The organism is Octadecabacter sp. R77987, from assembly GCF_042466115.1.
Taxonomy (GTDB): domain Bacteria; phylum Pseudomonadota; class Alphaproteobacteria; order Rhodobacterales; family Rhodobacteraceae; genus SW4.
On record NZ_JAXHBQ010000001.1, the window covers coordinates 278,904 to 294,003 of the forward strand.

General features: G+C 60.2%; 16 protein-coding genes and 1 pseudogene. 6 read left to right on the top strand and 11 right to left on the bottom strand.

Going from position 1 to position 15,100, the window contains the following annotated elements; all coding sequences use genetic code 11:
* Positions 1 to 89 precede the first annotated feature (89 nt).
* The 3 genes from recA (at position 90) to SJY21_RS01420 (ending at position 4,256) form a co-directional block, all read left to right on the top strand.
* A complete protein-coding gene (gene recA / locus SJY21_RS01410) occupies positions 90 to 1,184 on the top strand; it encodes a recombinase RecA (RefSeq protein ID WP_377505123.1) in 1,095 nt (364 codons plus the stop codon).
* Between the two features lie 136 nt (positions 1,185 to 1,320).
* Positions 1,321 to 3,972, top strand: coding sequence for an alanine--tRNA ligase (gene alaS, locus SJY21_RS01415; protein ID WP_377505126.1), 2,652 nt, complete (start codon positions 1,321 to 1,323; stop codon positions 3,970 to 3,972).
* A complete protein-coding gene (locus tag SJY21_RS01420; RefSeq protein ID WP_377505129.1) occupies positions 3,969 to 4,256 on the top strand; it encodes a DUF1330 domain-containing protein in 288 nt (95 codons plus the stop codon). The genes alaS and SJY21_RS01420 overlap by 4 nt, the downstream gene beginning before the upstream one ends.
* A 49-nt stretch (positions 4,257 to 4,305) precedes the next feature.
* Here SJY21_RS01420 and typA read toward each other — a convergent pair.
* The 11 genes and pseudogenes from typA to SJY21_RS01475 all read right to left on the bottom strand — a co-directional run bounded on the left by typA (position 4,306) and on the right by SJY21_RS01475 (position 11,871).
* Positions 4,306 to 6,121: pseudogene (gene typA, locus SJY21_RS01425) on the bottom strand (translational GTPase TypA).
* 60 nt (positions 6,122 to 6,181) lie between these two features.
* Complete coding sequence (locus SJY21_RS01430) at positions 6,182 to 6,511, bottom strand: DMT family transporter (protein WP_377505132.1); 330 nt, start codon at positions 6,509 to 6,511, stop codon at positions 6,182 to 6,184.
* A gap of 3 nt (positions 6,512 to 6,514) precedes the next feature.
* On the bottom strand, positions 6,515 to 6,892 hold the full coding sequence (locus SJY21_RS01435; protein WP_377505135.1) for a hypothetical protein: 378 nt from the start codon (positions 6,890 to 6,892) through the stop codon (positions 6,515 to 6,517).
* Between the two features lie 9 nt (positions 6,893 to 6,901).
* Positions 6,902 to 7,522 (bottom strand): YitT family protein, encoded by a 621-nt coding sequence (locus tag SJY21_RS01440; RefSeq protein ID WP_377505137.1) that lies wholly within the window; start codon positions 7,520 to 7,522, stop codon positions 6,902 to 6,904.
* A 38-nt stretch (positions 7,523 to 7,560) separates the two neighbouring features.
* Complete coding sequence (locus SJY21_RS01445; protein ID WP_377505139.1) at positions 7,561 to 8,193, bottom strand: YdeI family protein; 633 nt, start codon at positions 8,191 to 8,193, stop codon at positions 7,561 to 7,563.
* On the bottom strand, positions 8,194 to 8,481 hold the full coding sequence (locus SJY21_RS01450; RefSeq protein ID WP_377505141.1) for a putative quinol monooxygenase: 288 nt from the start codon (positions 8,479 to 8,481) through the stop codon (positions 8,194 to 8,196).
* Positions 8,482 to 8,615: 134 nt separating this feature from the next.
* Positions 8,616 to 9,824, bottom strand: coding sequence for an NADP-dependent isocitrate dehydrogenase (locus SJY21_RS01455; RefSeq protein ID WP_377505143.1), 1,209 nt, complete (start codon positions 9,822 to 9,824; stop codon positions 8,616 to 8,618).
* Positions 9,825 to 9,923: 99 nt separating this feature from the next.
* The gene (locus SJY21_RS01460; protein ID WP_377505146.1) at positions 9,924 to 10,505 is read right to left on the bottom strand and encodes an HD domain-containing protein; all 582 of its coding nucleotides are present in this window, start codon (positions 10,503 to 10,505) and stop codon (positions 9,924 to 9,926) included.
* Positions 10,502 to 10,963, bottom strand: a complete 462-nt coding sequence (locus SJY21_RS01465; RefSeq protein WP_377505149.1) for a hypothetical protein — start codon at positions 10,961 to 10,963, stop codon at positions 10,502 to 10,504. The genes SJY21_RS01460 and SJY21_RS01465 overlap by 4 nt, the downstream gene beginning before the upstream one ends.
* A complete protein-coding gene (locus SJY21_RS01470; protein ID WP_377505151.1) occupies positions 10,960 to 11,214 on the bottom strand; it encodes a hypothetical protein in 255 nt (84 codons plus the stop codon). The genes SJY21_RS01465 and SJY21_RS01470 overlap by 4 nt, the downstream gene beginning before the upstream one ends.
* A 3-nt stretch (positions 11,215 to 11,217) precedes the next feature.
* Positions 11,218 to 11,871: an alpha/beta hydrolase gene (locus SJY21_RS01475; RefSeq protein ID WP_377505154.1), complete on the bottom strand. Its 654-nt coding sequence runs from the start codon at positions 11,869 to 11,871 to the stop codon at positions 11,218 to 11,220.
* A gap of 190 nt (positions 11,872 to 12,061) precedes the next feature.
* On the opposite strand from SJY21_RS01475, the gene SJY21_RS01480 reads away from it, so the two are divergent.
* The 3 genes from SJY21_RS01480 to sufB are packed head-to-tail and all read left to right on the top strand — an operon-like array spanning position 12,062 to position 15,100.
* Positions 12,062 to 12,520, top strand: a complete 459-nt coding sequence (locus SJY21_RS01480) for an Rrf2 family transcriptional regulator (RefSeq protein ID WP_377505157.1) — start codon at positions 12,062 to 12,064, stop codon at positions 12,518 to 12,520.
* Positions 12,517 to 13,563, top strand: a complete 1,047-nt coding sequence (locus SJY21_RS01485) for a cysteine desulfurase family protein (RefSeq protein ID WP_377505160.1) — start codon at positions 12,517 to 12,519, stop codon at positions 13,561 to 13,563. Before SJY21_RS01480 ends, SJY21_RS01485 begins: the two co-directional genes overlap by 4 nt.
* Before the next feature lie 13 nt (positions 13,564 to 13,576).
* Positions 13,577 to 15,100 carry a Fe-S cluster assembly protein SufB gene (gene sufB / locus SJY21_RS01490; RefSeq protein ID WP_377505163.1) on the top strand — a complete coding sequence of 508 codons (1,524 nt, stop codon included), beginning with the start codon at positions 13,577 to 13,579 and terminating at the stop codon, positions 15,098 to 15,100.

Consider the following 15,100-nt stretch of genomic DNA (forward strand, 5'->3'; position numbering starts at 1 on the left):
CCCATCAACGGAACAAGAGGTGAACAACAGCAGTGATTGCAGCCCACAGATTGCAGATTTGGGGCGCGCATGGAATAAGGACAAAACACATGGCAACGGCAGAACTTCTCAGCATGACCGACAAGAAATCAGCGGACAAACAAAAGGCGCTCGACAGTGCCCTGGCCCAGATCGAACGGCAGTTCGGCAAAGGCTCGATCATGAAACTGGGCGGGGACAATGTGCTCGCCGATATTGAATCGACATCGACCGGCTCGCTGGGCCTTGATATCGCCCTTGGCATTGGTGGCATCCCCAAGGGGCGGATCGTTGAAATCTACGGGCCGGAATCATCGGGGAAAACCACCCTGACCCTGCATTGCGTGGCCGAAGAACAGAAAAAGGGCGGGGTTTGCGCCTTTGTTGACGCCGAACACGCGCTGGACCCGCAATATGCCCGCAAGCTTGGCGTCAATCTGGACGAACTCCTGATCTCGCAGCCCGATACGGGCGAACAGGCGCTGGAAATCGTTGACACGCTGGTGCGTTCGGGTGCCGTCAGCATGATCGTCGTTGACTCGGTCGCCGCGCTGACACCCAAGTCCGAACTTGAAGGCGATATGGGTGACAGCAGCGTGGGCGTCCATGCCCGTCTGATGTCACAGGCCATGCGCAAGCTGACAGGTTCAATCCACCGCACCAATTGCACGGTGGTGTTCATCAACCAGATCCGCATGAAGATCGGCGTGATGTTCGGCAGCCCCGAAACCACCACGGGCGGCAATGCGCTGAAATTCTATTCTTCCGTGCGTCTGGACATCCGCCGCATCGGTGCCCTGAAAGACCGTGACGAGGTTGTCGGCAACGCCACCCGCGTCAAAGTCGTGAAAAACAAGGTCGCGCCGCCCTTCAAGCAGGTAGAATTCGACATCATGTATGGCGAAGGCATTTCCAAGACCGGCGAACTTCTTGATCTGGGCGTCAAGGCGGGGATCGTCGAAAAGTCCGGCGCGTGGTTCTCGTATGGCGATGAACGGATCGGGCAGGGGCGTGAAAACTCCAAGGTGTTTCTCAAGGATAACCCGGGCATCGCCATGGAGATCGAGGACAAGATCCGCGCCGCCCACGGCCTTGATTTCGAGATGGAACCGGGCGAGGCGAAAGCTGCCAACGACAGCGATGATGACGCGCTGATCGACGGGTAATCCACCACATTCACAATGTCCAACGACAGGGGCGCAGCACAGGCTGCGCCCTTTTCGCATGTCCCATTTTTAACAGACTGTGGACACTGCCTTGGGGCAGGGCTATTTCAGGCGCAACCAACCAAAAGAGTGCGCCATGACCAGCCTTGCCGACATCCGTTCGACCTTCCTTGACTACTACAAACGTCAGGGCCACCAAGTTGTCGCCTCAAGCCCGCTGGTGCCGCGCAACGACCCGACCCTGATGTTCACCAATTCGGGCATGGTGCAGTTCAAGAACCTGTTTACCGGACTGGAACACCGCGACTACAAACGCGCCGTGACCAGCCAGAAATGCGTGCGCGCGGGCGGCAAACACAACGATCTTGATAATGTCGGTTACACCGCGCGCCACCTGACATTCTTTGAAATGCTGGGGAATTTCAGCTTTGGCGATTACTTCAAGGAAGACGCGATTCCGTTCGCCTGGGAGTTGCTGACCAAGGATTTTGGCATCGACAAATCACGCCTGCTGACCACCGTCTATCACAACGACGACGAAGCCTTCGATCTGTGGAAGAAAATCGGTGTCCCCGAAGACCGGATCATTCGCATCGCCACCGATGACAATTTCTGGCAGATGGGGCCGACCGGCCCCTGTGGTCCCTGCACCGAAATCTTCTTTGATCACGGCGATCATATCTGGGGCGGCCCGCCCGGTTCACCCGAAGAGGACGGCGACCGTTTCATCGAAATCTGGAACGTCGTTTTCATGCAGAACGAACAGTTTGCAGATGGCACGATGACACCGCTTGATATGCAAAGCATCGACACCGGCATGGGACTGGAACGGATTGCATCGTTGCTGCAAGGCTCCAATAGCGTTTATGAAACCGACCTGATGCGCGCCCTGATCGGCGCTTCGGCCAATGCCACGGGCGTTGATCCCGATGGCGACCAAGCGGTGCACCACCGCGTGATTGCCGACCACCTGCGCTCGACCTCGTTCCTGATTGCCGAAGGGGTGATGCCAAGTAATGAAGGGCGCGGATATGTGCTGCGCCGGATCATGCGCCGTGCCATGCGCCATGCCCACCTGCTGGGGGCCAAAGACCCTGTGATGCACCGCCTTGTGCCTGAACTGGTGCAGCAGATGGGCGCGGCATACCCCGAACTGGTGGAACGCAAGGCCACCATCGCGGAAACCCTGCTGGGCGAGGAAGAGCGCTTTCGCCAGACCCTTGATCGCGGGTTGAAACTGCTGTCCGACGAGGCATCGGGGCTGTCCGAAGGGCAATCCCTGTCCGGCGATGCGGCGTTCAAACTTTACGATACCTACGGCTTCCCGCTGGACCTGACCCAGGACGCCCTGCGCGACCGGGGCATTCTGGTGGACACAGACGGGTTCGATGCCGCCATGGCGCAGCAAAAGGCCAAGGCGCGCGCGGCCTGGGTCGGCACGGGCGAAACTGCGGACGCGGCCGTCTGGTTCGACATTGCCGATACCCATGGCACCACCGATTTCCTTGGCTACGAAACCGAAACCGCCGAAGGGCAGGTGCTGGCGCTGGTCGCTGATGGCGCGCAAGTCGCCAAGGCCGCCAAAGGCAAAGTGCAGATCGTGCTGAACCAGACACCGTTCTATGCCGAAAGCGGCGGGCAGGTGGGCGACACGGGCCTGATCAGGACCGACACAGGCCAAGCCTCCGTGACCGACACCCGCAAGGAGGCGGGGCTGTTCATCCACATCGCCGAAGTGAGCGAGGGCGAGATCAAGACCGGCCAGGGCGCGGAACTGATCGTCGATCACGCCCGCCGCACCGATATTCGCGCCAACCATTCCGCCACGCACCTGCTGCACGAAGCCCTGCGCGAGGCTTTGGGCGATCATGTGGCGCAGCGCGGATCATTGAATGCGCCCGACAGGCTGCGGTTCGATTTCAGCCACGGCAAGGGGCTGAGCCTTGCGGAACTGCGCAAGGTCGAGGCCGATGTGAACGCGATGATCCGCCAGAACACCCCCGTGGAAACCCGCATCATGACTCCCGATGATGCCCGCGCCATGGGGGCGCAGGCGCTGTTTGGTGAAAAATACGGCGACGAGGTGCGCGTGGTGTCCATGGGCCGTGCCGATACCGGCAAAGGCGCCGACGGGCAGACCTATTCGATTGAACTTTGCGGTGGCACCCATGTGCGCCAGACCGGTGATATCGGCGCGTTTGTGACGCTGGGCGACTCTGCGTCGTCATCGGGCGTGCGCCGGATCGAGGCGCTGACCGGACAGGCCGCGATGGATTACCTGCAAGCGCAAGATCACAGGCTGGCACAGGTCGCTCTGGCGCTTAAGGCGCAGGCGGCGGATGTGCCCGATCGCGTCAAGGCATTGCTGGATGAACGCAAGGCACTGGCGAACGAGGTGGCGCAACTGCGCCGCGAACTGGCCATGGGCGGCGGGGCCGGCGAAAGTGCTGCGCAGGTCGAAATCAACGGCATCTGCTTTATGGGTCAGGTGATGACGGGCGTGTCGGGCAAGGATTTGCCCGCGCTTGTTGACCAGTTCAAGGACAAGGTCGGGTCCGGCGTGGTTGTGTTGATCGCCGATACAGGCGGGCGTGCGGCCGTGGCGGCCGGTGTCACCGGTGATCTTACGGACCGGATTTCGGCGGTTGATATCCTGCGCGCCGTGACCCCCGAACTGGGTGGCAAGGGCGGCGGCGGGCGGCCCGATATGGCCCAAGGGGGCGGTGCCTCGGTTGAAAACGCAGATGCGGCCCTCGCCGCGGCCAAGCAAGTATTGGAGACCCTATGAGCGCGCTTTGGATTGCCCATGTCACCGTGACGGACCCTGACGCCTATGGCAAATACGCCGAACTGGCCGGTCCGGCGATTGCGGCCCATGGCGGTGCCTTCATCGCCCGTGGTGGCCGTTTCGTGCAGCTGGAAGGCAAGGAACGGGCGCGCAATGTTGTCGCGCGCTTTCCCAGCCTTGAGGCGGCCGAGGCCTGCTATCACTCGCCGGAATACCAAGCGGCGCTGGAACATGCGCGCGATGCCTCCGAGCGCGAGTTGATGATCGTCGAAGTCACAGACTGAAAAAGCCCGCGAAAATCGGGGGCTTGATCGGCATTCTTAAACCATCACATTAAGCGCTACGCGACTGGCGCTTGCGCTCGTGCGGATCAAGGTAGCGCTTGCGCAGACGGATCGCGTTGGGCGTCACTTCGACCAGTTCATCGTCGTCGATATAGGCAATCGCCTGTTCCAGCGTCAGGGTGATCGGCGTGGTCAGGCGCACGGCCTCGTCGGTGCCCGAGGCCCGCACGTTGGTCAGCTTCTTGCCCTTCAAGGGGTTCACCTCCAGGTCGTTATCACGGCTGTGTTCGCCGATGATCATGCCCTGATACACGGCTTCCTGCGCGCCGATAAAGAACTTGCCACGATCTTCGAGGTTCCAGATCGCATAGGCGACCGAGGTGCCGTTTTCCATGGAAATCAGCACGCCCGCACGGCGACCGGGAATCGCGCCCTTGTGCGGTGCCCAGTCGTGAAAGACGCGGTTCATCACGCCTGTGCCGCGCGTATCGGTCAGGAATTCGCCGTGATAACCGATCAACCCGCGCGAGGGAACATTGGCGATGATCCGCGTCTTGCCGCCGTTCTGTTTCATCTCGGTCAGGTCGCCCTTGCGCACGCCGGTCAGTTTTTCGATCACCGCGCCAGAGTATTCATCATCTACGTCAATGGTGACTTCCTCGACCGGTTCATGGCGCACGCCGTCAATGTCGCGAAACAGCACCTGCGGGCGCGAGATTGACAGCTCGAACCCTTCGCGGCGCATGTTTTCGATCAGCACGCCCATTTGGAGTTCGCCGCGTCCGGCAACCTCGAAGGCTTCACCGCCCGGCGTGTCGGAAATCTTGATCGCGACGTTGGATTCAGCCTCTTTCATCAGGCGGTCACGAATGACGCGCGACTGCACCTTTTTGCCATCGCGGCCCGCCAGCGGGCTGTCGTTGATGCCGAATGTGACGGTTATTGTGGGTGGATCAATCGGTTGGGCGGGCAGGGCCTCGCTCACGGATGTGGCGACGATGGAATCCGCCACGGTCGCCTTGGTCATGCCGGCCAGCGTGACGATGTCGCCCGCTTCGGCCAGATCAATCGGCTGTTGGCCCAGACCGCGGAACGCCGAAAATCTTGGTGACGCGAAAATTTTCGATCAGCTTGCCATCGCGGGCCAGCGCCTTGACGCTTTCGCCTGCTTTCAAGGTGCCGCTTTCCACGCGGCCCGTCAGGATGCGGCCAATAAACGGATCGCTGCCCAGCGTGGTCGCCAGCATACGGAAAGGTTCGTCGCGTGCGGCAATCTGTTTGGGGGCAGGCACATGTTTCACGATCAGATCGAACAGCGCGGTCAGGTTTTCACGCGGGCCATCCAGTTCGGCGTCACACCAGCCCGACCGGCCGGATGCATAAAGATGCGGGAAATCAAGCTGGTCGTCGTCGGCTTCAAGCGAGGCAAACAGATCAAACACTTCGTCCAACGCGCGATCTGGTTCGGCGTCGGGCTTGTCGACCTTGTTCAGAACAACAATCGGGCGCAGCCCCAGCGCAAGCGCCTTGGAGGTCACGAATTTCGTCTGCGGCATCGGCCCCTCGGCGGCATCGACCAGCAGCACAACACCGTCGACCATCGACAGGATGCGCTCAACCTCGCCACCGAAATCGGCGTGGCCGGGCGTGTCGACGATATTGATGCGCATGCCTTTCCATTCCACGGATGTGGCCTTGGCCAGGATCGTGATGCCGCGCTCGCGTTCCAGATCGTTGCTGTCCATGGCCCGTTCGGTGGTGGCCTGATTGTCGCGGTAGGTGCCCGATTGCTTCAGCAGCTCGTCCACAAGGGTGGTCTTGCCGTGGTCAACGTGGGCAATGATTGCGATGTTGCGAATTTCCATAACGTCCGTCCTGTCTGGGGTTGCGCGCGCGATACCGTGCAACCGCAGCGAACGCCAGCCCTAATGCGTGGCGGTGGTGGAAAAGACCTGAATGACGACAATTCCGCCGATGATCATCGCCAGCCCGATGACGGCGGGCAGATCAAGGCGCTGTTGGAACACAAGCCAGCCGATGATTGCGATCAGCACGATCCCAAGGCCCGACCACATCGCATACATGATCCCCACGGGCATGTAGCGCAGGGTGAGCGAGAGCAGATAGAACGACACCGCATAGGCAACCACAACCAGCACCGAGGGCCAAAGCCGCGTGAACTGCGCGCTGGCTTGCAACGCGGAAGTGCCGATGGTTTCGGCCAGAACGGCCATGAAAAGGTAGAGGTAATGCATGGGCTATCCTGTAAACTCGCCCATCGGGCAAAGTGCGCGCAGTTTCTCCATCAATTGCGTTGATTTTCCGGGTGCGCAGCGTAGGCGATAGGTGCCATGTTCGGTTTCCAGATCGACTGTTTTGAACACAAACATCATCCGCCCGAACCCGAAGGTGCGCACGCTATCCAGCGCGATCACCACGGGCGCGCTGTCTTTCTGAAAGGCGGCGTTCATCCGGTTGGTGGTGAATGTCAGCGCGCCTTGCGTCAGCGAAAACCGCCCGCCAACCCAGTTGCCCACCAGTGCGACGGCAGCGGTGGCCAGCGGGCGGGCGTTTCTGACGTTGCCAAGGTCCATGCGCATATTGGCAAGGCCTTCGAGGACCACAACATCTGACATTTCGCCTCCTTAGGTCGCCACATACCAGTCGCGGCGGTGGTTGAACGTGATGATCAAATTGACCACAAGCGCGCCCAGCATGGAATAGAAAACCGCGCCCGCAGGGATCACGAAAAACGCCGCCGCGAAAATGCAGGCGTCAAACAGCAGCTGCGTGAAACCGGCGCGAAACCCGGTCTTTTCCTGTAGATAGAGGGCCAGAATGCCAACGCCGCCAAGGCTCGACCCGTGCCGGAACAACGCCAGCAGCCCCGCGCCGGTCACAGCGCCGAACAGGACCGCCCCGAAAATCGGGTTGAGACTGTCAAACGTCATAAGTTGCGGAAAATAAAGCGACATCAGCGACAGCATGGCCACTGAAATGAACGTCTTGATCGTGAACCGCAGCCCGATCCGGCGAAACCCCAGCCAGTAAAACGGCAGGTTCACGACAAAAAACACCAGCCCGAAACTGTAACCCGTGACATAGGACAAAAGCAGCGCCAGCCCCGCCGTCTGCCCCGTGACCAGCCCCAGATGGGTCAGGATCACAAGGCCCGTGGCGGCCATGCCGGTGCCGAACACCAGCCCCTGCACGTCTTCGATCAGGGTGTGGCGGCGGGGGCGGTCTTTGGGCGGGATTTGCGTCATGGGGCAGGGGTATTGCGCGGGTGGTGGCGTGTCAAACTCTAGCGTTCCAGCGCCCCTTTACCCGCGATGATCTTGTCGCGGAACCTGGCGATACGGGTCACGCGGGTCGCGGATTGTTTGGCGCCGTTCAGGTTGATCACATAGCTGCGCTGCCGCCCCGGTGTGAGGGCCTCAAACGCCTCGGCCAGTTCGGGGTCGTCGTCCAGCGCGGCGATCAGTTCATCGGGCAGAACAATGTCGATCTGCGTCTTTTCCGCCTTGATGCCGGCCTTGGCATAGCCCATGGCCTCGCTAAGGTAGTCACGAATAACATCTTCCATTTCAGCAGGTTGTGCGTTGCTGTTAAAGCTGATCATATCGGCGGTCTGGGTGTTCGCACCCTTTTTCTGCAAGATGCCTTCGGGGTCTTTCATCAGGCCGGCGTTGAAGAATGACAGGCGGTAATCATCGCGAAAGGCCCCGATGATCACCAGATTGCGCCCAGCATGCATATACACGGGATGGCCCCATTTGGCGGTTTTCATTAGCCCCAAATCGGCGCAGATCGCGCGCAGACGGGTCAGCCCCGCGTTCCAGCGCATCGTCGAACAGTCAGGCGTGTCAAACCTGTCGCACCGGCCACAGCCCTTGGCAAAATAGACATCCGGGTCGGTGATCATCGCGCGGGCCATCTAGGGCACCTTGGTCATTTCGTTGATCTGGACATGGGCCACCATGCCTTCGCTTGCAGCGCCATGGGCGGTGATATGGGGTGATTTCATATGCGCTTGCCACAACTCGCGGGTTTCCCAAAGCTCGTAGAACACAAAGAAACCGGGCGTTTCGTTGTCGGTATGCAAGTCGTATTGAATGCAGCCGTCTTCGGCCAGGGTGGGCGCGATCAGGGAATGTAACGCGTCGCGCAGGCTGTCCTCGTGGCCGGGGGTGGCGGTGATCTGGGCAAGAATGGTCAGGGTCATGGGTGCGCTCCTTTTTGTGGACAGTATTGCCGTGCAGGGGCTCGCAAGCAAATGCAAAAAAGGGCCGCCCCATTGGACGGCCCCCCTTAGGCAAACCGGATCAAAACCCGGATTACGCATTTTATAACAATGCTTTACATGGCTTTATTCATGTTCTCGTCGACTTTTTCAAGGAATCCTTCGGTGGTCAGCCATTTCTGGTTGGGGCCAACCAGCAGGGCCAGATCCTTGGTCATGTCGCCGCTTTCCACGGTGTCCACGACAACCTTTTCCAGTGTCTCGGCGAACTTCAGCAGTTGCGCGTTGTCGTCCAGTTTCGCGCGGTGCTTGAGCCCGCCGGTCCAGGCATAGATCGACGCGATGGAGTTGGTGCTGGTCGCCTCGCCCTTCTGGTGCTGGCGGTAGTGGCGGGTGACGGTGCCGTGCGCCGCTTCGGCCTCGACGGTCTGGCCATCCGGCGTCATCAGCACCGATGTCATGAGGCCCAGCGAGCCAAAGCCCTGCGCCACGGTATCGGACTGCACATCGCCGTCATAGTTCTTGCAGGCCCAGACATAGCCGCCGTTCCACTTCATCGCGCAGGCGACCATATCGTCGATCAGGCGGTGTTCGTAGGTGATGCCGGCCTTTTCGAACTTGTCTTTGAATTCAGTGTCATAGATGTGCTGGAACAGTTCAAGGAAACGCCCGTCATACTGTTTCAGGATCGTGTTCTTGGTGGACAAATACACCGGCCAGCCCTTGTCCAGACCATAGTTCATTGACGCGCGGGCAAAGTCGATGATCGACTTGTCGAGGTTATACATCGCCATGACAACGCCGGAATCCGGTGCGTCGAACACTTCGCGTTCGATCTCGGTGCCATCCTCGCCAACGAACTTGATGGTCAGCTTGCCCTTGCCGGGGAATTTAAAATCGGTGGCGCGGTATTGATCACCAAAGGCGTGACGGCCGACAACGATGGGCTTGGTCCAGCCGGGCACAAGGCGTGGCACGTTGGAACAGATGATCGGCTGGCGGAAAATCACGCCGCCCAGAATGTTGCGGATCGTGCCGTTGGGGCTGCGCCACATTTCCTTCAGGCCGAATTCCTCGACGCGAGCCTCGTCGGGGGTGATCGTCGCACATTTGACGCCAACACCATATTTCTGGATCGCATGGGCGGCGTCCACGGTGATCTGGTCGTTGGTATCGTCGCGCGCCTGAATGCCAAGGTCATAGTATTTCAGGTCAATATCAAGGTAGGGCAGGATCAGCTTTTTCTTGATAAAGTCCCAGATGATGCGGGTCATCTCGTCGCCGTCAAGTTCGACGACAGGGTTTGCTACCTTGATCTTGGTCATGGGGGTGTCCCTTTGGCTGGATTGCGTTTGGTGGCGGCATAGCGCATTCCGGCGTCGGGGGAAAGGGCTGTATGCAATGGTATACGGTTTTGTCGCAGGCTAGCGGTTTTCCGCAAACCACGTATCAATCCGGGTCTTGATCGCCGCCCAGATCGCGGGGGCACCGCGCTGCACCTTGGTGCCGACACGGGTTTCGACCTGATCGCGGGTCACGTCATAGTCGATCCAGCTGCGCCCGCCGCTTTCCAGATTGGCAATCAACGGCTGCACACGATCCAGCGACTTGGCAAAGACGGCATCATCGGTTTGCGCGGCCTCGAATTCTTCCCAAAGCGCGCGCAACTCGCGCCCCTGATCATCGGGCAGCATCCCGAACAGCCGGTCCGCGGCGGCCTGTTCCACGGCTGCCATTTCGACCGGGTCATGATTGCCATGGATCGGGTTGTCGCCCGCATCAATTTCCACAAGGTCGTGGATCAGCAACATTTTGATGACGCGGTCGATGTTCACGGGCGTCACGGCGTGTTCGGCCATCACCAGTGCATAAAGCGCGATATGCCAGCTATGTTCGCCAGAATTTTCAAAGCGCGCGTCATGGCACAGGGTCGTGGCGCGCAGCACCGATTTCAGTTTGTCGGCCTCGGTCAGAAAGGCCAGCTGGCGTGCGATCCTGTCCGTCATTTGGCCATTGTCGCGCGCGGAGGGCGGTCAACGCCCGCCGCCAGCATCGCGTCAAAAAACGCAGGGTCCGGAAAGCCATCCCAGGGAAACAACCCGTGGCAGGCATTCAGGAATGCCTCGATGATGGGCGCATCAATCGGTGTTACGTCATGTCGCAGGGCGATCTGATCGGGGTCAGCCGCCACGGGCGGCAGTTGTTCAAACCCGATGACGGGCCAGATGTCTGTGCCGATCACGCCCGCGTCGATGAACTGCCGGCTGATGATGTCGCGCTGGCTGACGGGCACGGTGGCGGCCGACCGGGTCACATGGCGGGCGGTCAACAGACAAAATGCGGCGCCCGCTGGCCAATAGGGGGTGTCACGGCGATCGTCAGGGGCAATGATCACCTGCCCAAGGCCGAATGCACCGTCCAGCAACGGCACCAGAAAAATATCGGCCTGTTGGCAGGCGGTCACGTGTCGTCGGGCGGGGTCAATTTGCCCGCTGTCGCCCTTTTCGCCGCCTGTGCACGGCGTTCCAGCAAAGCGCGCGCGCGTGCCTCGGCGCGGCGCACCCGCACGGCCGTCAGATAGGCCTCTTGCAGGGTCTGCGAGGACGACCCAAGGATCTCGCCGATCTCGTCGACAACCTTTTCCTCGCCTGAACGTTCCTGATCAGCCAGCGCCAGCTGGGCCAGTTCGTCAGCAGTGTCTTCCAACTGTCCCATGGATCAGCGCGTGTTCTCGGTCAGGCGGCGTTTCACATAGCCCGACACGGTGTCGATCATGGTGTCCATATGCGGATCCTCAAAGAAATGCCCCGCGCCCTCGATTTCGTCATGGGTGACGGTAATGCCTTTTTGTTCGTGCAGTTTGTTCACAAGGCTGACGGTGTCCTGGGGCGGGGCCACGCGATCAGCCGTGCCGTTGATCACCAGACCCGACGAAGGGCAGGGTGCAAGAAAGCTGAAGTCATACATGTTCGCGGGGGGGCTGACGCTGATAAAGCCGGTGATTTCGGGGCGGCGCATCAGCAGTTGCATCCCGATCCACGCACCAAAGCTAAAGCCCGCGACCCAGCAGTGTTTGGAGTTGTTGTTCATGGATTGCAGGTAATCGAGCGCTGACGCGGCATCGGACAGTTCGCCGATCCCCTGATCATATTCGCCCTGCGATCTGCCGACACCGCGAAAGTTGAACCGCAGCACCGTGAACCCCATGTTATAAAACGCGTAATGCAGGTTATAGACCACGCGGTTGTTCATCGTCCCGCCAAATTGCGGGTGCGGATGCAGCACGATGGCAATCGGTGCGTCACGTTCTTTCTGGGGGTGGTAACGGCCTTCAAGCCGGCCTTCGGGGCCGGGGAAAATCACTTCGGGCATAGGCATCCCTGCTTTGGTGTTGAAGGCGCGCGACGCATTCTTGACGAAAACAATCAGGCACCTTAGAAAGGTTCTAAATGCCGCTTGCACACCCATAGGGGTGCACTCCGGCCTGACCGAGTTAATGGCGCGGCTGTCGCGCGTCAATGCAATAGCGCCCCGATACGGGCGCGATCAGGGGTAAATCGCCATGAAACTGAGCACAAAGGGACGCTATGCGATGGTCGCGCTGGCCGATCTGGCGTTGCAACCGGATGGCGCCTTGGTGTCGCTGGGGGAAATCTCGGCGCGGCAGGATATTTCCTTGCCCTATCTGGAGCAGCTGTTCGTGAAATTGCGCCGTGCCGGGCTGGTCGAAAGCGTGCGCGGGCCGGGGGGTGGCTATCGCCTTGCATTGCCGCCCGCCGATATTCGCGTGGTCGATATTCTGGCCGCCGTGGATGAAACTGTCAGCGCCATGCACAAGGGCGCAGGTGCATCGGGCGGTGCATCGGGCAGTCGCGCGCAATCCCTGTCCAACCGGCTGTGGGAGGGACTGAGCGCCAATGTTTACGTATTCCTGCACCAGACCCGCCTGTCGGATGTGGTGAAAAACGATCTGGCCCCATGCCCTGCCGTGCCCAACCTGTTCGAGGTGGTGGACGAGTGAAACCGCGCATCTACCTTGATCACAACGCGACCACGCCGCTGCGCCCCTGCGCACGCGATGCGATGATCGCGGCGTTTGATTGCATCGGCAATCCGTCGTCCGTGCATGCCGAGGGGCGCGCGGCCAAAGGTATCGTTGAACGTGCCCGCGCGCAGGTGGCGGCGGCTGTCGGTGCATCGGGTGCGGATGTGGTGTTCACATCCGGCGCGACCGAGGCTGCGGCTTTGGCGCTGGCGGGTCGTGGGTTGCACGGGGGCGACATCGAACATGACGCGGTGCTGGGCTGGATCAACGCCGACCTGCCCGTTGATGCGCAGGGGCAGGTGGCCGTAACCGACCCCGCGCACACGGCGCTGCAACTGGCCAATTCGGAAACCGGCGTCATTCAGGACCTGCCGCAAGGCATCGCCGTCAGCGATGTGACGCAGGCCATCGGGCGCATCCCCTTTGCCTATAGCTGGTCGGGCGCGGGCATGATATTCCTGTCGGCCCACAAACTTGGCGGCCCCAAAGGGATCGGCGCGCTGGTCTTTGCCCAAGGCACGGACATCACCGCGCAAATCAAGGGCGGCGGGCAGGAAATGGGCCGTCGTTCGGGCACGGAGAACGTGGCCGCAATCGCCGGTTTCGGCGCAGCCGCAGAGGCCGCCGGCAAAGAATTGGCCGATGGCGTGTGGGATCGGGTTGCCAAACTTAGAAATATTCTAGAAGAGGCTCTTGCTGCCAGCGCAAAGGATACTATTTTTGTCGGGAATGGGATGCAACGCCTGCCCAACACCAGTTGTTTCATCACGCCGGGCTGGAAAGGCGAAACGCAGGTCATGGCAATGGACCTTGCCGGATACGCGATCAGCGCCGGGTCGGCCTGTTCCAGCGGCAAGGTGCGCGCCAGCCGCGTGTTGCGCGCGATGGGATACGGCGACGATCTGGCCGCGAGCGCTGTGCGCGTCTCGTTGGGGCCGGACACGACTGAAGAACAGGTCTTGCGGTTCGCGCAGGACTGGAACGACACGTTAAAGCGGCACCGCGCGCGCGCTGCCTGAAAGGGGTTAGAACATGACCGCACTGGACAAAGTGGACGTCAAGGAAGGCGTTGATCAGGATACAGTCGAGGCCGTGCAGGCCCTTTCGGGCACCTACAAGCACGGCTGGGATACGGATATCGAAATGGATTACGCCCCCAAGGGGCTGACCCATGACATCGTGCGCCTGATCTCGAAAAACAACGACGAACCGGAATGGATGCTGGAATGGCGACTGGCCGCTTATGAACGCTGGTTGCAGATGAAAGAACCGAACTGGGCGATGGTCGATTACCCCGATATCGACTTTCAGGACCAGTATTACTATGCCCGCCCCAAATCCATGGTCGAAAAACCCAAGTCATTGGATGATGTGGACCCCAAGCTGCTGGCAACATACGAAAAACTGGGTATCCCGCTAAAGGAACAGATGATCCTGGCCGGTGTCGAAGGGGCCGAGGATGTGCCCGCCGAGGGGCGCAAGGTGGCCGTGGATGCGGTGTTTGATTCCGTGTCAGTCGGCACCACCTTTCAGGCCGAATTGAAAAAGGCCGGCGTGATCTTCTGTTCGATCAGCGAGGCGATCAAGGAACACCCTGAACTGGTGCGCAAATACCTTGGGTCCGTGGTGCCGGTGTCGGACAATTTCTATGCCACGCTCAACAGTGCGGTGTTTTCCGACGGGTCGTTCGTTTACATCCCGCCGGGCACCAAATGCCCGATGGAACTGTCCACCTATTTCCGCATCAACGCCGAAAATACCGGCCAGTTCGAGCGCACGCTGATCATCTGCGACAAGGGCGCTTATGTGTCCTACCTTGAGGGCTGCACAGCCCCCAAGCGTGACATTGCGCAACTGCACGCCGCCGTGGTCGAGATCGTGATCATGGAGGACGCCGAGGTGAAATATTCCACCGTGCAAAACTGGTATCCCGGTGATGAAAACGGCAAGGGCGGCATCTATAACTTTGTCACCAAACGCGCCGATTGCCGTGGCGACCGCGCCAAGGTGATGTGGACCCAAGTGGAAACCGGCAGCGCTGTGACGTGGAAATACCCGTCCTGCATCCTGCGTGGTGATGATTCACAAGGCGAGTTCTATTCCATCGCCATCGCCAACAACTATCAGCAGGCCGACACCGGCACGAAAATGGTCCATCTGGGCAAGCGCACCAAATCGCGGATTGTGTCCAAGGGGATTTCGGCGGGGCGCGCGCAGAACACCTATCGCGGGCTGGTGTCCATGCACCCGCGCGCCAAGGATTCGCGCAACTACACCCAATGCGACAGCCTGCTGATCGGCGATAAATGCGGCGCGCACACAGTGCCCTATATCGAGGTGAAGAATAACAGTAGCCGCGTTGAACACGAGGCGACGACCAGCAAGATCGACGACGACCAGATGTTCTATTGCCGCTCGCGCGGGATGGACGAGGAAGAAGCCGTCGCGCTGATCGTTAACGGTTTCGCCAAGGAAGTGCTGCAAGCCCTGCCAATGGAATTCGCGATGGAAGCGCAGGCACTGGTTGCGATTTCGCTCGAAGGATCAGTGGGTTAA